The organism is Shewanella sp. BC20 (assembly GCF_003129585.1).
GTDB classification, from domain to species: Bacteria; Pseudomonadota; Gammaproteobacteria; order Enterobacterales; family Shewanellaceae; genus Shewanella; species Shewanella seohaensis.
The window spans coordinates 17,839-43,010 of sequence record NZ_NHRI01000029.1; the positions used below are offsets into that span (position 1 = coordinate 17,839).

Annotated in this window: 22 protein-coding genes and 1 pseudogene; 13 read left to right on the forward strand and 10 right to left on the reverse strand. The window is 44.9% G+C overall.

The features are described from left to right. Window positions 1-373: 373 nt before the first annotated feature. The gene (locus tag CBX96_RS20550) at window positions 374-2,458 is read right to left on the reverse strand and encodes a M13 family metallopeptidase (protein ID WP_109287921.1); all 2,085 of its coding nucleotides are present in this window, start codon (window positions 2,456-2,458) and stop codon (window positions 374-376) included. A 338-nt stretch (window positions 2,459-2,796) separates the two neighbouring features. On the opposite strand from CBX96_RS20550, the gene rsuA reads away from it, so the two are divergent. After that, the gene (gene rsuA, locus CBX96_RS20555; RefSeq protein ID WP_181382243.1) at window positions 2,797-3,504 is read left to right on the forward strand and encodes a 16S rRNA pseudouridine(516) synthase RsuA; all 708 of its coding nucleotides are present in this window, start codon (window positions 2,797-2,799) and stop codon (window positions 3,502-3,504) included. An 86-nt stretch (window positions 3,505-3,590) separates the two neighbouring features. Here rsuA and CBX96_RS20560 read toward each other — a convergent pair whose 3' ends face one another. From CBX96_RS20560 to CBX96_RS20570, 3 genes are read right to left on the reverse strand one after another with little or no spacing between them, the layout of a single operon-like run. Beyond that, window positions 3,591-4,547 carry a DUF4097 family beta strand repeat-containing protein gene (locus CBX96_RS20560; protein WP_109287923.1) on the reverse strand — a complete coding sequence of 319 codons (957 nt, stop codon included), beginning with the start codon at window positions 4,545-4,547 and terminating at the stop codon, window positions 3,591-3,593. Further along, window positions 4,544-5,122: an anti-sigma factor gene (locus CBX96_RS20565; RefSeq protein WP_109287924.1), complete on the reverse strand. Its 579-nt coding sequence runs from the start codon at window positions 5,120-5,122 to the stop codon at window positions 4,544-4,546. The genes CBX96_RS20560 and CBX96_RS20565 overlap by 4 nt, the downstream gene beginning before the upstream one ends. Beyond that, entirely contained in the window at window positions 5,122-5,655 is a 534-nt protein-coding gene (locus CBX96_RS20570; RefSeq protein WP_109287925.1) for an RNA polymerase sigma factor, read from the reverse strand. The genes CBX96_RS20565 and CBX96_RS20570 overlap by 1 nt, the downstream gene beginning before the upstream one ends. A 402-nt stretch (window positions 5,656-6,057) precedes the next feature. Here CBX96_RS20570 and CBX96_RS20575 point away from each other — a divergent pair, with 402 nt between their 5' ends. Then, the gene (locus CBX96_RS20575; RefSeq protein ID WP_109287926.1) at window positions 6,058-7,920 is read left to right on the forward strand and encodes a methyl-accepting chemotaxis protein; all 1,863 of its coding nucleotides are present in this window, start codon (window positions 6,058-6,060) and stop codon (window positions 7,918-7,920) included. A gap of 184 nt (window positions 7,921-8,104) precedes the next feature. On the opposite strand, the gene CBX96_RS20580 is transcribed toward CBX96_RS20575, so the two are convergent. The 3 genes from CBX96_RS20580 to lolB all read right to left on the reverse strand — a co-directional run bounded on the left by CBX96_RS20580 (window position 8,105) and on the right by lolB (window position 10,665). Next, window positions 8,105-9,052: a ribose-phosphate pyrophosphokinase gene (locus CBX96_RS20580; RefSeq protein WP_011623915.1), complete on the reverse strand. Its 948-nt coding sequence runs from the start codon at window positions 9,050-9,052 to the stop codon at window positions 8,105-8,107. Window positions 9,053-9,164: 112 nt separating this feature from the next. Then, window positions 9,165-10,019 carry a 4-(cytidine 5'-diphospho)-2-C-methyl-D-erythritol kinase gene (gene ispE / locus CBX96_RS20585; RefSeq protein WP_109287927.1) on the reverse strand — a complete coding sequence of 285 codons (855 nt, stop codon included), beginning with the start codon at window positions 10,017-10,019 and terminating at the stop codon, window positions 9,165-9,167. 1 nt (window position 10,020) lies between these two features. After that, the gene (gene lolB, locus CBX96_RS20590) at window positions 10,021-10,665 is read right to left on the reverse strand and encodes a lipoprotein insertase outer membrane protein LolB (protein WP_109287928.1); all 645 of its coding nucleotides are present in this window, start codon (window positions 10,663-10,665) and stop codon (window positions 10,021-10,023) included. A gap of 254 nt (window positions 10,666-10,919) precedes the next feature. Between lolB and hemA the strand changes: the two genes are divergently transcribed. The 3 genes from hemA to prmC are packed head-to-tail and all read left to right on the forward strand — an operon-like array spanning window position 10,920 to window position 14,139. Further along, window positions 10,920-12,170, forward strand: a complete 1,251-nt coding sequence (gene hemA / locus CBX96_RS20595; RefSeq protein ID WP_109287929.1) for a glutamyl-tRNA reductase — start codon at window positions 10,920-10,922, stop codon at window positions 12,168-12,170. A 14-nt stretch (window positions 12,171-12,184) separates the two neighbouring features. Then, window positions 12,185-13,276: a peptide chain release factor 1 gene (prfA, locus tag CBX96_RS20600; RefSeq protein ID WP_109287930.1), complete on the forward strand. Its 1,092-nt coding sequence runs from the start codon at window positions 12,185-12,187 to the stop codon at window positions 13,274-13,276. A 2-nt stretch (window positions 13,277-13,278) separates the two neighbouring features. Then, complete coding sequence (prmC, locus tag CBX96_RS20605; RefSeq protein WP_109287931.1) at window positions 13,279-14,139, forward strand: peptide chain release factor N(5)-glutamine methyltransferase; 861 nt, start codon at window positions 13,279-13,281, stop codon at window positions 14,137-14,139. Between the two features lie 210 nt (window positions 14,140-14,349). Here prmC and CBX96_RS20610 read toward each other — a convergent pair whose 3' ends face one another. Beyond that, window positions 14,350-14,916: an outer membrane beta-barrel protein gene (locus tag CBX96_RS20610; protein WP_109287932.1), complete on the reverse strand. Its 567-nt coding sequence runs from the start codon at window positions 14,914-14,916 to the stop codon at window positions 14,350-14,352. A gap of 310 nt (window positions 14,917-15,226) precedes the next feature. Further along, complete coding sequence (locus CBX96_RS20615; protein ID WP_011623909.1) at window positions 15,227-15,640, reverse strand: GNAT family N-acetyltransferase; 414 nt, start codon at window positions 15,638-15,640, stop codon at window positions 15,227-15,229. A 118-nt stretch (window positions 15,641-15,758) separates the two neighbouring features. Here CBX96_RS20615 and CBX96_RS20620 point away from each other — a divergent pair, with 118 nt between their 5' ends. The 4 genes from CBX96_RS20620 to kdsA all read left to right on the forward strand — a co-directional run bounded on the left by CBX96_RS20620 (window position 15,759) and on the right by kdsA (window position 19,240). Further along, window positions 15,759-16,154, forward strand: coding sequence for a SirB2 family protein (locus CBX96_RS20620; RefSeq protein ID WP_011623908.1), 396 nt, complete (start codon window positions 15,759-15,761; stop codon window positions 16,152-16,154). Further along, the gene (locus CBX96_RS20625) at window positions 16,154-16,942 is read left to right on the forward strand and encodes a tetratricopeptide repeat protein (protein WP_086902029.1); all 789 of its coding nucleotides are present in this window, start codon (window positions 16,154-16,156) and stop codon (window positions 16,940-16,942) included. The genes CBX96_RS20620 and CBX96_RS20625 overlap by 1 nt, the downstream gene beginning before the upstream one ends. A 144-nt stretch (window positions 16,943-17,086) precedes the next feature. Continuing rightward, on the forward strand, window positions 17,087-18,334 hold the full coding sequence (locus CBX96_RS20630; RefSeq protein ID WP_011623906.1) for a DUF819 domain-containing protein: 1,248 nt from the start codon (window positions 17,087-17,089) through the stop codon (window positions 18,332-18,334). A 57-nt stretch (window positions 18,335-18,391) separates the two neighbouring features. Continuing rightward, a complete protein-coding gene (gene kdsA / locus CBX96_RS20635; protein ID WP_011625269.1) occupies window positions 18,392-19,240 on the forward strand; it encodes a 3-deoxy-8-phosphooctulonate synthase in 849 nt (282 codons plus the stop codon). A gap of 141 nt (window positions 19,241-19,381) precedes the next feature. Here the strand turns inward: kdsA and CBX96_RS20640 are convergent, their stop codons facing one another. Continuing rightward, the gene (locus CBX96_RS20640) at window positions 19,382-21,151 is read right to left on the reverse strand and encodes a flavocytochrome c (protein ID WP_109287933.1); all 1,770 of its coding nucleotides are present in this window, start codon (window positions 21,149-21,151) and stop codon (window positions 19,382-19,384) included. A gap of 228 nt (window positions 21,152-21,379) precedes the next feature. On the opposite strand from CBX96_RS20640, the gene CBX96_RS20645 reads away from it, so the two are divergent. The 4 genes and pseudogenes from CBX96_RS20645 to CBX96_RS20660 all read left to right on the forward strand — a co-directional run. After that, window positions 21,380-22,408: a porin gene (locus tag CBX96_RS20645; RefSeq protein ID WP_109287934.1), complete on the forward strand. Its 1,029-nt coding sequence runs from the start codon at window positions 21,380-21,382 to the stop codon at window positions 22,406-22,408. Window positions 22,409-22,522: 114 nt separating this feature from the next. Beyond that, a complete protein-coding gene (locus tag CBX96_RS20650) occupies window positions 22,523-23,410 on the forward strand; it encodes a LysR family transcriptional regulator (RefSeq protein ID WP_109287935.1) in 888 nt (295 codons plus the stop codon). A gap of 15 nt (window positions 23,411-23,425) precedes the next feature. After that, complete coding sequence (locus tag CBX96_RS20655) at window positions 23,426-24,649, forward strand: DUF819 domain-containing protein (protein ID WP_109287936.1); 1,224 nt, start codon at window positions 23,426-23,428, stop codon at window positions 24,647-24,649. Window positions 24,650-24,828: 179 nt separating this feature from the next. Then, window positions 24,829-25,047 (forward strand): annotated as a pseudogene (locus CBX96_RS20660) (multidrug transporter); the annotation flags it as partial. Window positions 25,048-25,172 lie beyond the last annotated feature (125 nt).

Sequence of the window (25,172 nt, forward strand, 5' to 3'; positions counted from 1 at the left end):
TTGTTCATGTTTGGTTTATACCAATCGTATTAAATATCTGTTCATTCAGCGGGAGTTAAACGGGCTTTAGACAAGGCGAAGGCTTGAAGGCATAGTGGCGCTCTGTCGAAAGCCTTAAACGCAGTATAAAGCACGTTCAACCCCGCCCTGCGGGAGCCTCACAGGCATCTCACTCCCGTGTTACATTGACTTAAAAGGGAATAACCATTTCTGCGTCAATGCGCCTTGGATTGAGATGCCTGTGAGGCTCTGAACTGATTAGATATTTAATGTGATTGGTATTAAGTTCACATTTTTCGCGCCTAAAAAATAGCGCCGCTCTTGTGAGCGGCGCTATTGGGTCAGTTTACTACTGTCTTGAATTAATTTGGGATTACCAAATTTTTACGCGTTTCTCTGGCGCTATATACATGGCATCACCTGGTTTCACATCATAGGTGGTGTAGAACTCAGGCATGTTAGATAGCGCACCCAGTGCACGGAATTCCGCAGGTGAGTGTGGATCTGTCGCTACGCGGTTACGCAGGGCTTCTTCTTTGGCTTTTGCACGCCAAATTTGCGTGAAGCCGATGAAGAAACGTTGGTCGCCAGTCAGACCGTCGATAACCGGTGCTTCTTTACCATTTAGCGACTTTTTGTACGCACGGTAAGCGATAGTCACACCCGATAAATCACCGATGTTTTCGCCTAAGGTCAGGCTGCCGTTCACGTGCAGATCGTCAAACACATAGTAACCATCGTATTGTGCGATCAGCGCCTTACCACGGGCTGAGAATTCTTCTAAGTCTTTCTCTGTCCACCAGTCACGCATATTGCCTTCGCCGTCGAACTTAGCGCCTTGGTCGTCGAAACCATGGCCCATTTCGTGACCGATAACCGCACCGATACCACCGTAGTTGACGGCATCATCCGCTTCCATGTTGAAGAAAGGTGGTTGCAGAATGGCAGCAGGGAACACGATTTCGTTCATGGTTGGGTTGTAGTAAGCGTTAACCGTTTGTGGGGTCATGTGCCACTCGTCTTTATCGATTGGCGCGCCTAACTTAGCCAGTGACTTAGCGTGCTCAACTTCGCTTGCGCGAACCGCGTTACCAATCAAATCATCGGCTTTGATGGTCAGCTTGCTGTAATCTTCCCACTTGTTTGGATAACCAATTTTCGGGTTGAATTTTGCTAATTTTTCGGCAGCAGCTTGCTTAGTTGTATCGCTCATCCAAGTCAGATCTTTGATGCTGTCGCCGTAGGCGCCGCGCAGGTTTTCAACCAATGCTTGCATGCGTTCTTTGGCTTCTGGTGCGAAGTGACGCTTCACGTACACTTTACCCACTACTTCACCTAATACGCCGTTGACTGCCGCAACACCGCGCTTCCAACGTGGCTCTTGTTCTTCTTGTCCGTTCAGGGTTTTAGAGAAGAAGGCAAAGTTCTCGTTGTCTAACTCTTCGCTCAAGTTGCTTGCCGCGTGGGTCAGCACTTGCCATTGCATGTAGGTTTTCCAAGTGGCCAGTTCGGTCGTTTTGAGGACTTCGTTCAGGCCTTGGATATAGCTTGGTTGGTTAACGATAATGTCGGTTTGCTTGTCAGCACCTAATGTCGTTAAGTAGCCTGTCCAGTCGATATCTGGCGCTAAGCTTGGCAGATCTTTAACTTGGTACAGGTTATAGGATTTAGTGCTGTCGCGGGTTTCAACCACATCCCAATGTTTAGAGGCAATCGCAGTTTCGAGTGCGAGGATAGATTCTGCGCTGGCTTTTGGATTAGCAAGGCCGGCTAGAGTAAACATTTTTTCGATATGGGCAAGGTAAGCCTTACGAATATTAACGAAACGCTCTGACTCGTTAAAGTAGTAGTCTTTTTCTGGCAGGCTTAGGCCGTATTGATACAGGTGAGTCGCGTAACGGCTAGAGTTTTTTGCATCGATATCGATGTAGAAAGCCATTGGCGTACCGGAGCCCATGATTTGGCTGTGGGCGAAGTATTTCACCAGCTCGTTTTTGTCTTTTAAGGCGTTGATAGCATCAAATTCGCCTTTCAGTGGCGTCACGCCCAGTTTGTTTAGCGTTGCTGTGTCCATAAATGAACGGTAAAGGTCAGCCACTTTTTGCTCGTCAGTGCCTTCGACCAGATTTGGCGTTGCAGCGACTTCTTCGATAATGGCTTTAACGTCATCACGGGATTTTTCACGCAGATCGTAGAAGGCACCAATGCTAGTGCGATCGGCTGGGATCTCGGCTTTCTTCAGCCAAGCGCCGTTAACATATTCATAGAAGTCGTCCTGTGGACGCACTGATTTATCGAAGTTTTCAAATTCGATACCTGAACCTAATGCTTTAGTCACAGCGGCAGCAGTGGCGGTTTTAGTGGTTTCTGGCGCTTTAACTTCAGCGGGTTTGTCATTACAGGCAGTGAGGCCCGCGATGAGTGAGGCACACAGTCCCCCAATGAGTACTTTTCTCATGTCGTTTCCTTCGAATTTGTTATTGTGCCCATCTCTGGGTCTGTTTGGCTGCAAAATGGGATTGCTTCAGGCGCAACGCTACGTATGTTAATGCTTTAGTGGGAATCTAAACAAGGTGATTACACTTTTTCAGCCGGATTTATTATCCATCAGTTGTAACTAAAAATTACCATGGTTGAATTTGGCCTAAAAACCGCCAAACATACCGTACGCAAGCTCTGTCAAGTAAGTAAGCACTTAGGTTTGCATTGCGTAATCGAGCACGCGTTTGGGTAATTTGATTGGCTAGGCTTTGCCCTTTCGTTCGTTGGGCCTCATAATACGGCGGTTTTCATTTATTGAAGTTGAGTCGTCCCGTGCGTTTAGACAAATTTATCTGTGAAAGTACCTCGCTTACCCGTTCTTTAGCGAAAAAAGCCCTGCACCGTGGTGACATCACCTGTGATGGGGTTGTGATTAAAGATGCTGGCTTTAAAGTGCTCGAGGGGATGCAAGTGTGCCTCGAAGGTGAGCCTATCTCCCTCGTCGGTCAGCGTTACCTGATGCTCAATAAGCCCGTGGATACGATTTGCTCGACCATAGATGAAGTCTACCCTTCGGTATTGTGCCTGCTGGATATCGAAAAGCCCGAAACCTTACACATTGCCGGCCGTTTAGATGCCGATACCACGGGCCTTGTGTTGATCACGAGCGATGGTCAATGGTCGCATCGGATCACCTCGCCGAAAAAAGACTGTGGCAAGCGTTACTTAGTGACGTTAGCCGATCCTGTGGATGAGAGTCTGATTGGCGTCTTTGCCGCTGGAGTGGAGCTGAGAAACGAGGACGGCCTGACAAAACCCGCAGTGCTTGAAATCATCGAGCCGCAGTTGGTGCGTTTAACCATTACCGAAGGCAAGTATCACCAAGTGAAGCGGATGTTTGCCGCCGTAGGCAATCATGTGGTTGGCTTACACCGCGAAAGCATTGGCAAAATTGAATTAGACGCAGAACTTGCTCTAGGCGAATGGCGCTATCTGACGAGCGAAGAAATCGCCTCGATTTAACACCGTTTGGCTAATAAAAATGCCGCTCCTGATGAGCGGCATTTTTATTGCTATTTTTTATCGTTAATTAGCGTTTTCTGATAAGGCTATTGTTTTTTCAGGATCAGATTACCGCTAATGGTATCCATCTTCACACTGGCGCTACCAGAGCCCGTTTGGAAGCTTAAGGATTCATTCGGCACGTATTTTTGTCTTTGTGGCACATCTTGGCTCAAGCCATTTTTGATTTTACCGCCTGGGCCGCCATTGAGCTCGAAATTAGCATCGGGTGTATCAGCAAATGTCACAATAATATCGCCACTAACGCTCTCTAGATTGGCTTTATCGAAGCTTTTTGCCAGTGACACTTGAGTGTCGCCGCTCACGGTGCGGACATTGACTTCTTTGGCGGTATTTAAGTCGGCTTTGATTTCCCCCGAAACCTGCTCGACTTTCACTTTATCGGCTAAGGTTTGGCTGTCGAGATCGCCGCTCACTAAACGGTATTTGATTTCGCCTTTGCTTTGGGTGTCTTTAATCTCACCGGAGACGGTATCTAACATTACTTTACCTGCTAACCCCTTAGTGGTGATATCGCCAGACACAGTGTGCAATGTCGGTGTGCCGTCCAGTGCTTCGGCGGTGATATTACCGCTAACGGTATTTAGCTCCAGCTCGCCTTGAGTCTGGCTGATTTGCAGATTGGCTGAAATCGTATCGGCGTTCAGTTTGACGGTTTTAGGAACCTTAATGGTGAGTTTTGAGCCGTTATTGTCGCTGCCGTTATAGTGACGTGGCATTTTATCTTCGATATTCAGGTTGTTACCTTTCTGCTCGAAGACAAAGCCTTCGCTCAACTCATCGAGAGTACCCGTCACGCTGACTTCATTTTTATCCCAGCTTTGAATTTGCACTTCGCCCCGTTGGACTTTGATTTGCAGCAGGGTATCGCTGCTCATCGGCAACTGTTTGTCCACACTTTCAGCGGCGAACACACTGCCCATAAGGCCAAGATAAAGCGTCGACACTAAGAGACTGGTTTTCGTGAGGGTAAAATGGCTCATATGCTATTTCCTTGTGTTGAGTTTTGAATCGGAAGTTTTTGGCCTTGCTGTAGCAAATCGAGTTCACGTTGTTGCACCCAAAGCCAGAGTTGCCAAAGTTGTTTGTCGGTTGGATTAGCTTGTAACGCTTGATAAATCTGTTCGCCGGCACGGCGTAATTCCGCTAAGCCTTGCTCTAATGGCGCGCCAAATCGACTGGTTTGCCAAGCCACAACCGTCGGGGTTTGTTCGAGGCTCGTCACTTGGGCTTGATGTGTCTGGGCAATTTGGCTTAGCAGCGTGTGCAGCGCTTGTTCATCATCCGCCGGTTGGCTGACGATTTGTTCAGGGAGCAACGTGTTTACCGGAGCTTGAGTGTAAAAACCGAAGAACACCGCTAGCACTACAGTTGCGGCAATCGCCCATTGCACGCCTTGCAGTCGCGGCGCTTGGCGACTCGCCGTTTGCGACGCCAATGGCTTATCCATACGTTTTTCGATGCCTTGCCAAAGATCCCGTTCGGGAGTTAATGCTTTGGGGGCATCATCAATCAACTGCTGGAGCTTGGCCTCGCGGGGATCGTTAGATAAGGACATTACAGCATCTCCTGTAGTAATTGCTTGGCTCTGTGGTACTGGGTCTTGCTGGTTCCCACGGCAATACCAAGTAATTGCGCAATTTCTTCATGTTGATAACCTTCAATGGCGCAGAGCACAAACACGATACGCGCCCGCTCTGGCAATTTGAGGATCAACTTGTCTAACCCTTGATAATGCTCATCTGCGCTTGAATGTTCATCGTCACTCTCCATCGGGATAAAACGTGCCCAAAATGACTTTTGCTTACGGATAAAGCTCAGTGCCTGATTCACACAAATGCTGTGTAACCAAGTGGAAAATTGGCTCTCTCCCCTAAACTGCGGCAATTTCTGCCAGACCAGAATAAAGCACTCTTGGGTGATTTCTTCCGCCTGCGAGGCTTGGCCTGATAAGCGCAGTGATAGGGCATATACCCTTGGATGATGCTGTAAATACAGTTGCTTAAATGCGGCTCTATTGCCTTGGCAGGCCAAGGTGATGAGGTCAAATTCTGACATTGCATCGTTGAGTGGGAGTCTCCCTGCCGTCACTGTATTTTCCTGTCATCTAGGTGAATGGTTATTGATTGGACGCTATGAAAAGCCGAAAAGGTTTGTATCCAATAAAAAAATAGTCGGTTTATTTTTTAAATATTGAGTAACTCTTTTGTTAGTTGTAGTAAAATTAGTTAGGTTTTTTGATGCTAACTTTTTGAAGTTATTAATTTTATACCAAATGGTATTCAGGTGTAATCGCTAATACAGCAGGATAAATCATTCGTGATATTAAGCCTAATACTGGTGTTGCAGTTCATGGTGATGGTGTGAAGAGGAGCATTGCTTGACCAGTGCACAATAAATAAAAGATAAACTTTGTATATCAGGGATATTTTGCTGTTAAAGGCCTAACTCCCAGCTATCTTTTTAAGAGATGTTATTTATTAGGGGCTTTTTATGTTAATCCGCTCAAAGTTGTTACTCAGTGCCGCTGTATCCGTTACGGCCTTGATTGCCATGTTTGGATTGCAGCTTCATTCTAATTCGGTTGAGTCGGAACTCTCCCACGCCGCGCAAACCGTTCTCGAGCTAGAACGAGACGTATTGCTACTGCGTAAAAATGAGAAGGATTTCTTTGGTCGTAAAGATATGCAGTATGTTCAACAGCATAGTGAGGTACATGCCAAGATTGACCAGCTAGTCCCGAGTCTTGAGAGTATTTTTAAAAAATACCAAGTTTCTACTACGTCACTCGAAAGCTTTGATCGTAACCTAAATCAGTACCAGGTCGCCTTCAATGAAGTGGTGCAGCTTCAGCAAGAAATTGGTTTAACGCCTAAAACGGGTCTCTACGGCACCCTAAGAACGGCTGTGCATAATGTCGAGTCCATGCTGAAGGAATACGACCAGTTACCCCTCGAAGTCGCTATGTTGCAGTTACGCCGCAACGAAAAAGACTTTATGCTGCGCCGCGAGATGAGCTACGTTGAGACCTTCGACGCTAACATCGCCAAGTTCAACGCTAGCCTAAGGGTATCGAGTTTAGACACGGATACTCAAAATAAAATTGCGGCCTTAATTGAGCAATATCAAAAGGATTTTAAAAGCTTAGTCAACAAAGAGCAGCAGCTTGGACTCAGTGAAAAAGATGGCACCATGGCGAAATTGATCGCAGCCAATAAGTTGACCGAAGTCAGTGCTGACGAGCTGCATAATCTTGCGTTAAAAGCCATCGATGATACTCAAAGCAGCAGTGTGAATATCGGGATTTTGGTCTTTGTTATTATCGCCTTGATCCTTGCTGTGATTACCTACCTCATCATCCGCAGCATTATTACCCCGGTCGAGCGTATTACTCAGGTCATCTCGCGTATCGAAGTCAGTAAGGATTTAACCCTTAGATGCGATGCCTCAACCCAAGATGAATTGGGCGAAATTGCACAGCATTTCAATAGCATGGTGGGAAGCTTCCAGCAGCTTATCGAGCAGGTTATTGAGTCGGTTGCGACAATCAACACTTCCTGTAAGAGTGTGTCAGAGAACGCAATGCTCGCCTCCGAAGGCGTTGCCCAGCAGCTTAATGAAACCGATATGGTGGCGACGGCGATTACTGAAATGGGCGCGACCATTGATGAAATTGCTAAAACTACCGAGCTTGCGGCCCTCAAAGCGGGTAAAACCCATGAGAATGCCCAATTAGGGCAAACAGAGGTTGAGCAAACCATTCTTAAGATCAGACAATTGTCAGATCAGATTAACAGCAGCGCCTCTGTGGTGGATGAGCTCGAGCGTGATAGTGAAACCATTGGTAGTGTGCTCGATGTGATCCGTGGCATTGCGGAGCAAACCAACTTACTGGCACTCAATGCGGCGATTGAAGCAGCTCGCGCGGGTGAACAAGGCCGTGGTTTTGCCGTGGTTGCCGACGAAGTGCGTAGTCTGGCGATGCGAACTCAATCATCGACTCAGGAAATTGCCAACATTATTCAAACCTTGCAAAGTCGAACCCGCGCCATAGTGCAATTAATGGATGCGAGCCAAAAGCAAGGTGCCGAGAGTGCCGAGCAGGCCGCAGCGGCGGGAGAATTGCTGAAGCTTATCAATACCGATGTGCATAATATTATGGATATGAGCACACAGATTGCCGCAGCGATTGAAGAGCAGAGCATGGTTGCCGCCGAAGTGAATAAGAACGTGGTCGTTATCCGTGATATTGCTGAGGATTCTTCCCGGGCTGCCGATGCCAATGCGTCGGCTTCGGATGAACTTAAATCCCGCGCCGAATATCTGGTCAGTGCCGTGAGCCACTTTAAGATCTAGTCGCACTTTTATCTGTTAGAAACGCACCTTAGGGTGCGTTTTTTATGGTGAAGTTAAGCGCAGAGGTATGTCTTAGGTTGCTTGAGCGGGCTAATTCACGCGAATGGCTCTAAATGAAAACTGCGATAAACCCACAAACAAAAAACGCACCCTAAGGTGCGTTTTTTTATGCAAAGCGCCGAGATTAGTGGCTGAACATTGCAGAGATAGACTCTTCGTTGCTGACGCGGCGAATGGCTTCTGCCAATACGGCCGACATCGTCAGTTGAGTCACTTTAGCTACTTTAAGCATTTCAGGGCTTAAAGGTACGGTATCGGTCACGATCACTTCATCGATCACTGAGTTTTCGATATTTTCAGCCGCTTTGCCAGAGAATACTGGGTGAGTCGCGTAAGCAAATACGCGGTTTGCACCGTGTTCTTTTAAGGCTTCAGCCGCTTTACACAGAGTGCCGCCTGTGTCGATCATATCGTCAACGATAATGCAGTCACGGCCTTGAACGTCACCAATGATGTGCATCACTTGCGCAACGTTTGCCTGTGGACGACGCTTGTCGATAATGGCCAGATCTGAATCATCTAATAGTTTTGCCACTGCACGAGCGCGAACAACACCACCGATATCTGGAGAAACAACCACTGGGTTATCTAATTTTTTCGCCAGCATGTCTTCGAGCAGCACAGGGCTACCGAACACGTTGTCTACTGGTACGTCGAAGAAGCCTTGAATTTGCTCTGCGTGTAAATCACAGGTCAGAACGCGGTCAACACCGACGCTTGACAGGAAGTCAGCAACAACTTTCGCAGTAATAGGTACACGTGCGCTACGTACGCGACGGTCTTGACGAGCATAACCAAAGTAAGGAATAACGGCAGTGATACGACCGGCAGATGCACGGCGTAGCGCGTCAACCATAACGATAAGTTCCATTAGGTTATCGTTGGTTGGGGCGCAGGTGGATTGGATGATAAACACATCGGCACCACGTACATTTTCGTTAATTTGGACACTGATTTCACCATCGCTGAAACGACCAACCACTGCGTCTCCGAGTTTACAAAATAGACGATCGGCTATCTTCTTAGCGAGACTGGGGGTGGCGTTCCCAGCAAAGAGCTTGATGTCGGGCACTGTATGAACCTCAGGCGTTTGCTTTATATTTTAGTGGCTAGAGCAACGACGATGCGGGGACGGGAGCGGAACCCGTGGGCTATCGTAAAAAGTTGCTCTAGAAGAAAGTAGTTTATGGATGATTGAGTCGCACTATCAGCGGCGAAATATTCATCCCTTTTGCAACAAATCCTTGCATATCAGACGGTAATTTCGCCAAGGCTGCGAGAGCTTGCTGCTGCGAAGAAAACTCCCCAAACACGCATGCGCCCGTTCCGGTCATTCTCGACGGCGCATATTCTAGCAGCCAGCCTAAGGCCTTGGCAACTTGAGGGTATTTGGACACGACCAGATCTTGGCAATCATTTGCCCAAGGTTGGCTCATTAACGTGTCGATGCCAAGCTTTGGTGTATTGCGCGGCAGAAGGGGATCTTGGAACACCGCCGCAGTGGAAACATGGGCATCGGGCGCTATCACTAAATACCAAAACTCAGTGGGCGTCACCTCCTGTAAACGTTCGCCAACGCCTTCGGCAAATGCCGCGAAACCGCGAATAAAAACAGGGATATCGGCACCGAGTTTTAATCCAATCGTCGCCAATTCATCGTTAGATAATTGGGTATCCCACAATTGATTTAACGCCACGAGCGTGGTGGCAGCATCCGAGGAGCCGCCGCCTAAACCGCCACCCATAGGCAAACGTTTTTCGAGCCAGATTTCGGCACCGCCAGGATAACCTGTCGCCTGTTGTAATGATTTTGCGGCTCGCAGAATTAAGTTATCGCTATCCGCGACAACGGCTGACATGTCCGAGTGCAATATCAGCTCAGGTGTTTGTGTCACCCGAAAATCGAGCAGATCGCAACAATCGATAAACTGAAACAGGGTTTGCAGCTCATGGTAACCGTCGGCGCGGCGTCCGTTGATATGCAAAAACAGATTTAATTTGGCGGGTGCGGGCCAATTGCGTGAAATCTCATTCGACATGCTAAGGTTTTTCTCCGAGCAATATTGAGGGTTTACCTAAGGCTTGCCATTGATTAAGTTGCAGCTTGAGCTGTAAATCACCGCGTTCAAGCTTTAACTGATAGGGTACTTCGGCACCGCTTTGGGGCTGCCAACTCAAAAATGTGACTAACCAAGGCGGCAAGGTTTGCGAGTTTTGAATTTGTTTGGTTTTGCCATTGCTATCTACGGCGATAACGCGATCTAAACCACCGACTTGACCTGTGATCCATAAGGGTAAATCGTTAATCGGGATAGACCAGCCGCTGACTCGTTCTAACAATGCTTGGGCGTTGCTATCGCGAAAATCTTTGCCATCGATATGCAGATGAGCAGAGTTAGGTGTCGCATCCAAGGTCAACACTGTGGTGCCGAGCATAGTGGTGAGGGTGAGCTCATCTCGCTCCTCACTGTGGCGCCAATAGAGATTGGCACTGAGCTTATCCTGCGGCGTGCGGATAGCGAGTTTCCCCTGTAATTCCCACGCCTTGGCTTGCGCAGCATTGTCGACGGTTATAGGGCTGAGATCTGTCGTTGGCGGCAGGGTCTCGCAGCCGCCTAAAAACAATAGGCCGCTCAAGGCGATACAAGAGAAAATGGATTTTGTGAAGCGCTTCAAATTATTCATCTATAACTGATATACCAAAGTCCTTATGATACGAGGGCTTGTAAAGAATACCAATGCCAATCGTAAAATTTCCATTGGCGGTCAGTTGGGATAACTTCAGTCGTGTTAAGCCGCATTTGTCTATCCTTGATAGAAAATTTAGGTAAGAAGTTAGACCTTTATTCGGTTTTGTTAAGCGTATTCTGTTTTTAGTTGGGCCAATTCAGTAGAATGCCCTTATTAAGAGAGACGCCAAGAATCTAGAAAAGAGTCAGATGAGCCTTGTAGCAATCGGTATTAACCATAAAACAGCCACGGTAGACCTGCGTGAGAAAGTCGCCTTCTCTCCGGACAAAATTCATGATGCCATGAAGAGTCTGGCCAGTCGTACACGCTCGGGTGAAGCCGTTATCGTCTCGACCTGCAATCGCACCGAATTGTATTGTAACAATGGCGATGAGGCCGACATCATTGAATGGCTAGAAGAATATCATGGCCTGGATCATAAAGATGTTGCCCCCTGCCTTTACAATTACCACGGTCAAGCGGCGGTGAGGCATTTAATGCGCGTAGCTTCCGGTCTTGACTCGCTGATCTTGGGTGAGCCGCAAATTCTGGGGCAGGTTAAGCAGGCTTTTGTCAAAGCCAAAGAAGCGGGTACCGTTGCGCTGACCATTGACCGCATGTTCCAAAATACTTTCTCCGTGGCGAAAAAAGTGCGCACTGAAACCGAAATCGGTGCCGCGGCTGTCTCTGTGGCCTTTGCCGCCGTGAGCATGGCAAAACATATCTTCTCTTCGCTGTCGACCACTAAGGTGCTGTTAATTGGCGCCGGTGAAACCATTGAGCTGGTGGCTAAACATCTTAAGGATAACGGTGTTGCTTCTATGGTCGTGGCAAACCGTACTCTCGAACGTGCCCAAAGCATGTGTGAAGAGTTTAATGCCACGGCAATTACGCTGGCACAGATACCAGATTTTCTCCCTAAAGCCGATATCGTGATATCCTCTACCGCCAGCCCGCTACCAATCCTTGGTAAAGGCATGGTAGAAAAAGCGCTAAAGCAGCGTCGCCATCAACCTATGTTATTGGTTGATATAGCAGTTCCCCGGGATATTGAGCCGGAAGTCGCCGATTTGGACGATGCGTTTCTGTATACAGTGGACGACCTGCATAGCATTATTGAACAGAATAAGGCTTCCCGTAAGGAGGCCGCCGAGCAAGCTGAATTAATTACTGAAGAACAATCCTACCTCTTTATGGATTGGGTGCGTTCTTTAGAGTCGGTCGACAGTATTCGCGAGTATCGCAGCCAAAGCATGGCGATAAAGGATGAGTTAGTGGAACGCGCCCTGAATAAATTAGCGCAGGGGGGCGACACTGAGCAGGTATTGATTGAACTAGCCAATCGCCTGACGAATAGACTCATTCACGCACCAACCCAAGCCCTCACAGTGGCGAGTCGTCAGGGTGATTTGAATACCTTAGGTCAGTTAAGAACAGCGCTCGGATTAGATAAAAACTAAGGTTAGCGAGTTAAATGAAGGAATCCGTTATCCGCAAGCTGGAAGGCTTGCTCGAGCGCAATGAAGAAGTCTTAGCCTTGCTTGGTGATGCGTCCGTTATCGCCGATCAGGATCGTTTTCGCGCGTTATCCAAAGAATATTCTCAGTTAGAAGAAGTGGTTGCAGGCTTTAAAGCTTACCAGCAAGCACAGGCAGATCTCGAGTCTGCCAAGGAAATGCTGGAAGAAGATGATGCTGAAATGCGCGAAATGGCGCAGGAAGAAATCAAGGCTGCTAAAGCTGAACTCGAGCGTCTCGAAGCCGAGCTGCAAATTCTGTTATTACCAAAAGATCCTAACGACGACACCAACGCCTTTATCGAAATTCGTGCCGGTGCGGGTGGCGACGAAGCCGCAATCTTCGCGGGTGATCTGTTCCGTATGTATAGCCGTTATGCCGAAGCCAACCGTTGGCAGCTCGAGATCATGAGCTCGAACGAAGGCGAGCACGGCGGTTTTAAAGAAATCATCGTTAAAGTCAGTGGTGAAGGTGCCTACGGTAAACTCAAGTTTGAATCCGGCGGTCACCGTGTTCAACGTGTGCCTGAAACTGAATCTCAGGGCCGTGTACACACCTCAGCCGTCACTGTAGTAGTCATGCACGAAGTGCCTGAAGCAGAAGCGATTTCAATCAACCCAGCCGATCTGAAGGTCGATACCTTCCGTTCATCGGGCGCCGGTGGTCAGCACGTTAACAAGACCGATTCTGCTATTCGTATTACCCACATTCCCACCGGGATTGTGGTGGAATGTCAGGACCAACGTTCGCAGCATAAAAACCGCGCCCAAGCGATGAGCGTGTTAGCGGCACGTATCCAAGCTGTTGAAGACGAAAAGCGCCGCAGCGCCGAAGAGTCGACTCGCCGTAGTCTGGTGGCCAGTGGTGATCGCTCCGAGCGTGTACGTACCTATAACTTCCCGCAAGGCCGCGTGAGTGAACACCGTATCAACTTAACCTTATATCGCCTAAACGAAGTGATGGAAGGCGACTTAGATGCGATTTTAGGACCGCTGATGCAAGAGCATCAGGCCGACCTATTAGCCGCTCTGGCTGATGAGCAGGGGTAATTTTGGCTGATCAATCGAGTATCGCCGAGGCCCTGCAATGGGCCTACGTTCAGTTAGCGCCTACCTCTGAATCCGCCCATCTGGATGCAGAGGTTTTCCTGCTGTATTGCCTCAACAAAAACCGTGCATTTCTCTATACTTGGCCCGAAAAAGCCTTGACGGTGGAGCAGTGGAAACGTTTCCAGCAAATGGTGCAACGTCGCCAGCAGGGCGTACCCGTTGCGCATATTGTGGGTGAGCGTGAGTTTTGGTCACTGCCGTTTATCGTGAATGACACCACGTTAATTCCCCGCCCTGATACCGAAATCTTAGTCGAAACTGCCTTAAACTTGCCCCTTGAGAGCAATGCTAAGGTGCTCGATTTAGGGACTGGAACCGGTGCAATTGCGCTGGCGCTGGCTTCTGAGCGGGCGACTTGGCAAATCACTGCCGTCGATAAAGTGGAAGATGCGGTGGCATTGGCCAAGGCGAACCGGACTAACCTTAAGCTTGAGCAGGTAGAGATCCTCCAAAGTGACTGGTTTAGCGCTATCAAGGCCCATGACTTTGATTTAATTGTCTCAAATCCGCCTTACATCGATGAGGCAGATGAGCATTTACATCAAGGTGATGTGCGTTTCGAACCACAAAGTGCGCTCACCGCCGCCGATGAGGGCTTTGCCGATCTTTACTACATCGCAAAAACTGCTCGGGATTATTTAAAACCCAACGGCTACATTCTGCTCGAGCATGGTTTTGAGCAGGCGGTAAAGCTCAGGGCAAAACTGACAGAGTTGGGTTATCAAAATGTCGCAACCGTGCGGGATTTTGGCAGCAACGACAGATGTACTATGGGTAAGTGGATGGGTTTGATTGGCATTTAAAATTTAATCCAGTCCTGCCAAGCACTAAACAACGCCATTGCTTATTTATCAATGGCGTTGTTATTTAAGCGTGTTCTGAAGAGGAACACTTAATTTATTTTAAAGCACATTTGGATGGAGATATTTGGTTTGCTTTTAAAGTAAATTTCAAACATTGCGAAGTAACAAAATATCCGTGTTTATTGATGGATAAGGTAGATACAAATAGTGTTAGAAGCTGTAACCGAAACCAAATGTAATATTAGTCATTTCAAATGGGCCTGAGTTTTGATACGCAACTGAGCTTAAGATTTCAAAACCACTAAAGAAGCGGCAGCGCCAACCTATGGCAGTGTAAATACCATAACCATCATCAGAATATTCATCTAATAGTACAAGTTGGTCATTATCATGATCATAATCATGGCGCTCATAGTTGGCTTCTGCTTGGCCTAAACCGGCCTTAAAAATAATACTATGACGGGGACTAACCTGGTAGGTATAAGTCGCCGCAAGCCGAGTAGCATAAGAGTTATCTAAAGTATATTGCTCTGCAACACCATTTATCACAGCGGTCCACAATTCACTTTGAAAAAGTGAATAACCAATTTCAGCTCCCCAATCAGGGGTAAATTGGTAACGATAAGTAAAATCATATAATGTCATACCGCCATATGTAGCAACTGAGCCACCACCAATCGCTGCGGAAAAACCATGCTTTTCATCTGCGCTCAATGCTGCTGGTGAAGTTAATAAGGCTAATATAACCAACGATAATTTTGTTTTATTTCCTAACATTCCCATCATACTCCCTGTAAGATTTTTGCTCTCGAAAAGTACCACATCTGTACAGGTATTGTAATTTTTTTGTTTGCTTTTATTGCGAACGTTGTATCGATAAATTTGTCGAATGTTGATGTATTGGTCGTTTCTGAAGGGGGGGTTATCCTGAATAGCTCAAACGTTGCCTAAGTCTAAAATATCGATTTGGGCGCTTTATCTTTATGTCATTAATTAGTTGTGCAACTTAAATATAGTAGGCTGTGTCCTTTCGTGAGCTCTTTAGATAAAACTAATTTTTTCACTATCTCTGGATGATCAATTATTTTTAGAGCACTTTGACCATAAAAAATTTACTGCCGGTTTCGGGATAGGCTTGTTGTACCCATTGCACGCGATATCCGTGGCGCTCATAGAAAGGTTTAGCTTGAAAATCTAAGGTATCGAGCAGGACAAATTGGCAGCCGCGTTGTTTGGCCTTGGTTTCGGCCTCGAGTAATAAGCGTGAGCCGATGTTTTGCTGGCGTAATGCGGCATCGACCCAAAGGTAGTCAATCAATAGCCAATTACCAAAGGTTTTGCCGCTTAAGCCCGCGAGCAAGCTGCCATCCTCATCCTGTAATTTTAATCCTAGGTTTTGGCGTTTCAGTGTTTGCCAGTGCAGCTGATTAAATTCGACGATTTTTTGCTTTACTGCATCGGCAAATTCGGCGGACTCATCGTCAATTATCATTAAATTCATTGTGGTTTCCTGCAAACTGAGGGACGGGGTTTCGTCAGTGAATCTCGCGCGTTAGGCATTGGTCTGGCGTTATGATTAGGGTAAACTAGCGCCTTTGTCACTGGCCATAAGTATCACAATGGAAACTTTTTACAGTCTTTATCCTGCTGTTAAGCACCTGCATTTAACCTTAATTGCCGTGAGTGTGCTGTTTTTTGTCGTTCGTTTTGTGTTGCATTTACGTCAGTCAGCACTGATGGGCAAGAAAGTATTCAAAATCGCGCCCCATGTTATCGACACTTTTTTACTGCTGTCGGGCTTAACCCTGTGCTTTATGATCAAGCAATATCCCTTTGTGGACCCTTGGTTGACCGAAAAGATTGGCGCCGTGCTCGCGTATATTGCCTTGGGCGTGATTGCGATAAAAGCGAACAGAAACAAATTGTTCAAAGTTTTTGCCTTTTTAGGTGCATTAGGTTGGTTAGTTTACGCCGCAAAATTGGCGCATTTTAAACAAGCGGTATTATTGGGTTAATGGGTAAATACAATCTGCAAGATGGCATTTCTTTGCCCGAGTCGGCATTGGATGTAGGTGCTCACCTTGGATTTTCAAACCTCGAAGCGGCGAAATGGGCTTGGTTTGAATTGGCGGGAGCCGTATTAAGTCATTACCTGGTGGATCAACAGCAACGCTTAAATGCGTTGCTGCATTGGTTTTATCAGGACTTGGGTTTTTGTGTCCGCGACAATTACTTCAGTACCGAAGCGGCGGACTTAGGCACTTGCCTTATCACTAAACAGGGCAATAGCACCACACTGGCGACGGTTTTGATGCTACTGGCCAAGCAGCTCGATTTAGAGCTCGAAGCCTTACTCTTACCGGGTAATACCGTGCTTCGCAGTCATGTTGCTGGTGTTGTGCGTTATCACGACCCACTGACGGGCAAAGAGCTAACGAAACACCAACTCCATGTGTTAGTGCGCGGTGAGCTGGGTAACGCGGCTGAACTTAAGCCAAGCTACTTAAAGGCTGCGTCGGTGAAGAAGCTGATTTCACGCATGCTGCATGAGCTTAAGGCGGGGTGTATCGTGTCGCATCAATTTGAGGCGGCGATGGAATGTTGCAACTTACTGCTACAGTGGCATCCAGATGATGTGCACCTAAATCGGGAGCGCGCCTTTATCGCCCAGCAACTGGGGTGTATCAATGTCGCTGCGGCCGATCTGCAACACTTTGTCGATAACAGCCCGCATGATCCTGTTATCGAAATCGTCAAAATGCAGCTCAAAGAGCTCAGTGAACACGCTGAAATCTATCACTAAATCTTAAAAGAGAGCCTAGCAGGCTCTCCTTGTTTTTCTAAAAAACAACAATAAATCGGGCGAATGGGAAGTTTGCCCACTAACTGCAAACGGCAGTTTTTAGCATAAATACAATAACAACTGTACCAAACAGGGAGAATACACATGGCAAGCACGGCATTAGTCACCAATGACGCGGTGGCGCTGGGAATATTGGCAACGATTCTGGGATTTGTGTTTTATACCAGTAGTAGTAGCCATCCATTTTGGCAAAAGTTTTACCGTTTTATCCCCGCGTTATTACTCTGCTATTTCTTGCCATCGTTGTTGAATACCTTTGGGGTGATCGATGGTGGCACATCGCAGCTTTACTATGTGGCCTCGCGTTATCTATTACCCGCCTGTTTGGTGCTACTGATTTTAAGTGTGGATTTAAAAGCCATCTTAGGACTGGGGCCTAAGGCGGTGATCATGTTTTTAACTGGGACAGTCGGCATTGTGATTGGCGGGCCGATTGCACTGCTCGTGGTGTCCTTTATCGAACCCTCATTGATTGGTGTCGATAGTCCTGATGCGGTGTGGCGCGGTATGACGACCCTCGCGGGGAGCTGGATTGGCGGCGGTGCTAACCAAGCCGCGATGAAAGAAATTTATGAGGTGGGCGGCAATATCTTCTCCGTGATGGTGACAGTCGATGTGATTGTGGCCAATATTTGGATGGCAGTATTGTTGTTTATGGCGTCAAAAGCCAAGGAAATCGATGCCAAGACAGGTGCAGATACCACAGCAATTGAGACCTTAAAGAACAAGGTTGAGCAGTATCATGCTGAAAATGCGCGCATTCCTAGCTTGCGTGATTTGATGCTGATTGTGGCCGTCGGTTTTGGGATTACGGGCGTGGCCCATATTGCCGCCGATTTCCTCGGCCCTTATTTTGAGGCCAACTATCCTTGGACTGAGGATTACAGCTTAACCTCTAAGTTCTTCTGGTTAGTGGTGATTGTGACCACCATAGGTTTAGCCATGTCCTTTAGCCCTATGCGCCATTTAGAGGCGGCGGGGGCTTCTAAGGTAGCGTCGGCATTCTTGTATATTTTGGTGGCGACCATTGGTTTGCATATGGATGTAAGCAAGGTCCTTGATACGCCGCTATATTTTTTAGTGGGTATTATTTGGATGATAGTGCACGCTGGCTTTATGTTATTGATTGCTAAGTTAATTAAGGCTCCTTTGTTTTATATGGCAGTGGGCAGTCAGGCAAACGTAGGTGGGGCGGCATCGGCGCCTGTTGTGGCGGCGGCGTTCCACCCAGCTTTAGCCCCTGTTGGGGTATTGTTAGCCGTATTTGGTTATGCGCTAGGCACTTATATGGCGTGGCTCTGCGGTCAGTTACTGCAAGCCGTCGCGGTATAGTAGCCTTAGCTCCTGTTCAGCGCTGGTAAGGTTCCAGCATTTTAGAGAGAAGTTGCGATGAGTAATAAAATCATAAACCTAGGTTCAATCGAGATCGCTAACGATAAACCTTTCGTGTTGTTTGGTGGCATGAACGTGCTTGAGTCTCGCGATCTCGCTATGTCGATTGCTGAAACCTATGCTGAAGTGACGCAAAAACTGGGTATTCCCTATGTTTTCAAGGCGTCGTTCGACAAGGCAAACCGCTCTTCTGTTAACTCTTACCGTGGTCCTGGCATGGAAGAAGGCTTAAAGATTTTTGAAGAAATCAAAAAGACTTTCAATCTGCCATTGATTACCGATGTGCATGAGACTTACCAATGTGCGCCTGTCGCTGAAGTGGTTGATATTATTCAGCTCCCTGCTTTCTTAGCGCGCCAGACTGACCTCGTTGTCGCCATGGCGAAAACGGGCGCTATCATCAACGTGAAAAAGCCACAGTTTTTAGCGCCCCATGAAATGCGCCATATCATCACTAAGTTCAACGAAGCGGGTAACGATGAGATTATCCTGTGTGAACGTGGTTCATGCTTCGGTTACAACAACTTAGTCGTTGATATGCTGGGTATGGATGAGATGAAGCAATCCGGTTATCCGGTGATTTTCGATGCCACCCACGCATTACAACGTCCAGGTGGTCGTGCCGATTCGGCGGGCGGCCGTCGTGCTCAAGCGACTGAATTAGCCCGTAGTGGCATGGCGTTAGGCTTAGCGGGTCTGTTTATTGAGGCTCACCCAGATCCAGATAACGCTAAGTGTGATGGTCCATGTGCCTTACCACTGCACCAGTTAGAAAACTACCTGAAGCAGATGAAGGCGATTGATGATTTGGTGAAATCTTTCGACCCGATTGATACCAGCAAGTAAAAAAGAGAGGTTAAATTAACCTCTCAAAAAAGCGGGGGAGCTTTTGAAATCAGGCAATAAATTGATTGCCAAAGTTTATGATGAATAAAGCTTGTGATGAGATGTGAAGAGAGGCGATTCCTGCGCCTCTCTTAGCTTGAGTTACTTAGCCTCTAACGCATGTTTTGCCGCATTGGTACCTGCAATTTTGCCAAAAATTACGGTGTCAGCAACGGCATTACCACCTAAACGATTATAACCGTGTACACCACCAGTTACTTCGCCAGCTGCAAATAAACCTTTTAACGGTTTACTTTGGATATCTAGTACCTCAGCCTTTGTATCGATTGCAACACCACCCATAGTGTGGTGAATACCAGGAGCTACTTTTACTGCATAAAAAGGAGCATTTACTAATGGTAATGGCATTTGTTCGCGAGCAAACTCCTCATCTTTACCTTGTTTAAAATAACGATTGTAGTTCGAAACCGTTTTTTCTAACGCGCTTTCTTTCATGCCCGTAATTTTAGCAAGTTCAGAAACCGTATTTGCTTTTTCCAGCATATCTAAATGGTCATAGCCTTGAACCATTTTAGCCTTTTTATAAAGCTCATTATCAAAGACTAACCAAGCATATTGTTCAGGTTGTTTTAGAATGGCATCGGATGCTTTATCACGGGTAGTTAATTCACTGATAAAACGATTACCATCTTTATTGACCATAATAGCACCGACACCTCGAACGGTTTCCGAGATTAAAATGCGGCTGTCTTTGCCGACTGTAGGATGCGCTTGTATCCAGTCAATATCGGTCATACTTGCACCAACCGCTTTCGCTAGCTCGATACCATCGCCAGTAGAAGTAATATTGTTTGAACTGGTCATTCCTTTAAATGTAGGACGATAAAATGCGATCATTTCTTTATTAAAGCCATATCCGCCCGTCGCTAAAACAACGGATTTGGCGGCGACCATATAATGACCAGAATGTTTGCCATGAACAACTACGCCGACAATTTTTTGGTCTTCATCAACGACAAGTTTAACCACTTTAGAGTTTAATCGAGTATCAACACCTTCGTTTATAGATGCTTTTCTCAATACATCGATAATATGAGGACCAACACTCAAGCCACCAGATGGTCTATGTGTACGGTCAACTCGTGCGCCTCCAGAACGTTTTAAGTCGTCCATGTTTGCACCTAAAGATTCGAGCCATTTAATGCCATCTGCAGATTGCTCAGCTAAAATTTGCACCAATTTTGGATCGTTAGCGTTACGTCCACCCTTCATAGTGTCTTCAACAAACCATTCGATTTTATCATCCACTTTATGTGCTTTTTGCTGTTCGGTTCCTACGGCATTGTAACCACCTGCAGCAAGCATAGAGTTACCACCACTAAATGGTGCTTTTTCGAGTAAAATTACTCGCGCGCCTGCTTTTTTAGCTGCAATTGCGGCATTAAAGCCAGCACTACCCGCTCCTACAACAATGACATCGGTTGTTTCTTTTGGACCCGCTGCAATGGCTTTGTTGATAGCTTCGTTATCCCAACCCTTATCCCATACTTCTTTTGATTTTGCATCATTAAAAGGCATTTCAAGCCCTTTAAATGAGTGGCATTCATTACAATATAGCTTGGGTTTTTCATGGCCTTTATGACAGCTTGTGCAGTTAATATCACCTAAGTGGGATGCATGCGGATCTATCTTAAGCTTGGGATTCGCTAAAGCACTGTAGTCACCATGACATGACTTACATTGTTGATTCTCATGGGTTTCACTGTCGGACACTTTACCAGGTTGAGTATGACAACTCTTACATCCACCCATTTCTTTATGAAAAGAAGCTAAATCATTTTTGTCATTTGCAGCCCAAGATGTAGTTGAAAATATTGAGCACAAGACAAAACTCAAAACTGTTAACTTCATATAATTCTCCAATTATAGTTTTATTGAGATGATACGGACGTATAGTAATTTTTTATTTATAGGTAAATAGTGATGCTGCGCAATAATCTGTATCTATTAAGTTATATTTAAACAGGGTTAAATTTTTATTAAATAGCAGGATTTATATTGGAGGTGTGACTTAAATTCAAATGGGGAATTTAACATGGAATTATCATGTGTAGGGTTTTATGTTAAAGGATGAGATTTATGAAAAACACTAAATATTTTATACCTGTTGTTATGTTATTTTGTTCTACTCAAGTATTATCTGAACCATTAGATTTTTATGGTAGATTATGGTTAGGCGTAGCAAATTCTAATCATGGGATTTCTGGAAATGAAAAAGTTGATGGTTTTTCACTTGAAAATTATGCTTCATACGTTGGCTTGAAGGGGGATTATGAAGTATATGATGATTTTAGTTTAATATATAAATTTGAGGCTGGCATTGAAAGCTTTGATAATGATGACTCAAATATTTTTAAACCGAGGAACTCATACTTAGGATTTAAAGTTAAGTACGGCAGTATTGTTTTTGGGAGAAATGATACAGTATTCAAAACTTCGGAGGGGAAAGTCGATTTATTCAATATAACATCAAGCGATATGAATATGATTATTGCAGGTAACGATAGGCTTGGAGATTTAGTCACTATCAATAGTGCTAGATTTTCTGGTGTTTCTGTCGGGGTTACATATGCATTTAAAGATGATTTTAACCAAAAAAATCCAACATTATCTGATAATCAAAACAATTATGCTTTGAGCCTAGTGTATGGGGATCCAACCTTCAAAAAGGGTAATGCATATTTTTCAGTTGCCTATGCAGATGGCTTAAATTCATTAGATGCAACAAGAGTTGTTGCTGGTGCTTCTATTTCATCAGTGAAAATCGGAGCAGTTTATCAACATTCAAAATCAACTATCTATGAAAATGTTAAAGGAAACTCATATTTATTAAGTATGAGTATTCCGTTTGAAAAATATGATTTTAAACTTCAATACTTGAGTGATGATGCTGGTTTAGGGAAGATTACCAAAAATGCTGGTGCAGATCTAAAAACACTTGAGGAGAGTGATGCTAGTCAATATTCTATTGGTGTTGATTATAATTTGGCAAAAGAATTAACCTTTGGAGCGGCTGTTAGCTACTTTGACGGAAGGTATGTGGATTCTAAAGACGAGAAGGATTTTAATGATACATTAATCATGTTTTCAACAAAATACCTTTTCTAATACGCTGTCTTGAAAGCGGCCAAGTTGGCCGCTTTATTAAAATTAGAGATTAGTCATATTTTAAAATGTGTCTTTCATATATTTTGTATCAATTGAAACAGATTGGGGATGTTGATGCGTATAACATTAAGACAGCTAATGATTTTTAAAGCTATCTGCATTGAGAAACAGATCTCAAAAGCGGCGAAAATGATGCATATGTCAACTCCTGCGGTGAGTATGGCTCTAAAAGAGTTGGAGAGTTCGTTAGGATGTCGCCTGTTTGAGAGGGCTAGTGGTGGATTGGAATTAAATGCCCATGGGAAGGTTATCCTTCCATATGCTAACGAAATGCTTAGTAAAGGAAATGAGTTAGAAAAGCTATTTAACTTCTCAGAAGATGGTGTTAAGGGATGTTTAGTCATCGGTAGTAGCAAAACTGTCGGAAATTATGTTCTATCTAGAAAAATTCCTTTGTTTAAATATAAATATCCTGATGTAAAAATAAAGTTGATTATTGAAAATAGTTTGATTATTGAGAGGATGGTATCTGAAAAAGAAATTGATTTAGGTTTTATCGATGCTAAACCAGCGAGCAAAAATCTAGTTTGTGAGCAATGGATGCAAGATAATCTTTGTATTGTCAGTGGTCAATCTCATCCTCTAGCAAATAAAGAATGTTCTAATGATTTACTAAGTGAACAATTGTGGGTTTTTGACCATGAATCCTCGCTATCACATATTCGCGCAGTTCAGTTGCTAAAGAGCTTAAACGTTTATGTAAGAAGTGATATTTGCATGTCTACTATCGGTGCGATTAAACGGGCGATTGGAACAGGTATTGGTTTAAGTATTTTGCCATATATTGCAATTAAAGAAGAGCTAGAACGAGGCGAGTTATGTTTGATTGATTTGGAGGGTTGGGATTATAAGCGTACTTATTGGACAATCCAACGAGAGTCCGATGGACTTTCATTGCAGTCGAATAGTTTTATGAAATTTTTAAATAATGAATGCTCGTAAGTATTGGTGATGTGATTGATTTCTTCAGAATATGGAATTGTTACATTTTTAATCTTGCTTATTGCACTCGTTTTATATTCTAATCATTTATCTTTTGGGTTTATCAGGCGTTTCTATAGTATATTTCCAGTAATGTTTGTTTGTTATACCCTGCCGGCCGTATTCAGTTATTTTGGTATCATAGATGCTAGTGAGTCTAGTGTTGATGATTACTTTAAAGCACATTTTATTCCATGTAGTTTATTTTTGTTAGTGATGAGCACAGACTTTGTTACATTGAAGTCTATCGGTGGGAAAATCTTATTGATGTTTTTAATTGGGGCGATAGGTGTTTGTATCGGTGGTCCGATAAGTTTATGGATAGGCTCCATATTATTCCCCGATCAACTTTTGTGGGATGGTAGCAACGCAACATGGCGCGGAATGGCTACGTTAATGGCGAACTGGTTAGGTGGTACAGCAAACCAACTTATTGTTAAAGAAATTCATAATGTTGGAGATGCAGTGTTTGCTGTTATGGTGACCATTAATGTACTTTTCTCAGGTATCTGGATGGCGATATTACTGTTTGTCGCTAAAAAACAACCTGTTATTGATAGATTTATTAATGCAGATTTAAGAAATGCACCTGCTTTTATAGAAAGCGTGAAACCATCGTTAGATCGTAGAAAGCGTTTTTTTGGGGTAAGTCTACTTATTCTATCTTTATTGTTTATCTTTTTATTTTGTCACTCATGTTCTGAATATATATCGATGATTTTAATTAATAAGTTCCCTGTTTTGTTACAGTATAACCTCGGTTCAAGTTTTTTTTGGTCTATGTTGTTATCGACACTTTTGGGTTTGTTGCTTTCAATGAGTTATGCCAGACACGTATTTGTTAAACAAGTACGTTTCATCTCATTTTTTTTGTTGTATTTCATGATTATGAATATCGGGTTGAATGTTGAATTTACGTCTTTTCAATCTATTTTTTATTATTTTATTGTTGGCTTGATTTGGTTTTTTATCCATGTAGTTATTCTTTTATTGTTTACGTTGTATTTTAGGTTGCCAATATTTTATTTTGCAATTGCTAGTCAGTGCAACATTGGCGGCGCAGCCTCTGCACCTGTTGTAGCAAGTGCCTTTAATCCTAAGTTTGCATCAGTGGCAGTTTTAATGGCCGTGTTAGGCTATACATGGGCATCCTTTTTAGCTTCGATTATTGGTTCTTTTATGCAATATATAAATCCATAATTTATTTAATTAAAGCTGTTATATCTTTTCTCGTTTTATCTATGATCTCTGGTTAATGTTACGAGTATAAATATCTCAATCATATTTTGCGTAATCTATAGCATTTCCATGTAGTATATGACTCTGTTTTATCTTTTTGCCCAAAGTGTAAGAGGCTATTCTTTGATGGATATAAATTCATGTGGATTTTCTTTACCTTATTAGCCGCATTTATGCAGGCGTGGCGCAATGCCTTTCAGAGCCAACTGAGTAAAGAGGTTAAGGTGGCGGGTGTCACCTTGGCGCGGTTTATTTGGGCTGGCCCGATTGCGGCCTTGTATCTTGGGCTGTTATATCTTTGGGACAATGTGGGGTTACCGCATTTTACGGCGGAATTTATCGGCTTTATTGTCGGTGCATATATGGACCCATCCGGTTTGCAAGACATTCGATAGCGATTTTGAGAAGAGTTCATTGCACCCATATATCCGGCCTGTTGTTGAGGGATCTCTCTGGCCCTGATGGATATCTGCTTCTACTGCCC

Coding starts and splice junctions, on each gene's coding strand:
- CBX96_RS20625 (WP_086902029.1), top strand. CDS start 16,154: ATGGGTAAATACAATCTGCAAGATGGCATTTCTTTGCCCGAGTCGGCA.
- kdsA (WP_011625269.1), top strand. CDS start 18,392: ATGAGTAATAAAATCATAAACCTAGGTTCAATCGAGATCGCTAACGAT.
- CBX96_RS20645 (WP_109287934.1), top strand. CDS start 21,380: ATGAAAAACACTAAATATTTTATACCTGTTGTTATGTTATTTTGTTCT.
- CBX96_RS20640 (WP_109287933.1), bottom strand. CDS start 21,151: ATGAAGTTAACAGTTTTGAGTTTTGTCTTGTGCTCAATATTTTCAACT.
- lolB (WP_109287928.1), bottom strand. CDS start 10,665: ATGAATAATTTGAAGCGCTTCACAAAATCCATTTTCTCTTGTATCGCC.
- CBX96_RS20610 (WP_109287932.1), bottom strand. CDS start 14,916: ATGTTAGGAAATAAAACAAAATTATCGTTGGTTATATTAGCCTTATTA.
- CBX96_RS20620 (WP_011623908.1), top strand. CDS start 15,759: ATGGAAACTTTTTACAGTCTTTATCCTGCTGTTAAGCACCTGCATTTA.
- prfA (WP_109287930.1), top strand. CDS start 12,185: ATGAAGGAATCCGTTATCCGCAAGCTGGAAGGCTTGCTCGAGCGCAAT.
- CBX96_RS20565 (WP_109287924.1), bottom strand. CDS start 5,122: ATGTCCTTATCTAACGATCCCCGCGAGGCCAAGCTCCAGCAGTTGATT.
- CBX96_RS20560 (WP_109287923.1), bottom strand. CDS start 4,547: ATGAGCCATTTTACCCTCACGAAAACCAGTCTCTTAGTGTCGACGCTT.
- CBX96_RS20575 (WP_109287926.1), top strand. CDS start 6,058: ATGTTAATCCGCTCAAAGTTGTTACTCAGTGCCGCTGTATCCGTTACG.
- CBX96_RS20615 (WP_011623909.1), bottom strand. CDS start 15,640: ATGAATTTAATGATAATTGACGATGAGTCCGCCGAATTTGCCGATGCA.
- hemA (WP_109287929.1), top strand. CDS start 10,920: ATGAGCCTTGTAGCAATCGGTATTAACCATAAAACAGCCACGGTAGAC.
- ispE (WP_109287927.1), bottom strand. CDS start 10,019: ATGTCGAATGAGATTTCACGCAATTGGCCCGCACCCGCCAAATTAAAT.
- CBX96_RS20630 (WP_011623906.1), top strand. CDS start 17,087: ATGGCAAGCACGGCATTAGTCACCAATGACGCGGTGGCGCTGGGAATA.
- CBX96_RS20550 (WP_109287921.1), bottom strand. CDS start 2,458: ATGAGAAAAGTACTCATTGGGGGACTGTGTGCCTCACTCATCGCGGGC.
- CBX96_RS20650 (WP_109287935.1), top strand. CDS start 22,523: ATGCGTATAACATTAAGACAGCTAATGATTTTTAAAGCTATCTGCATT.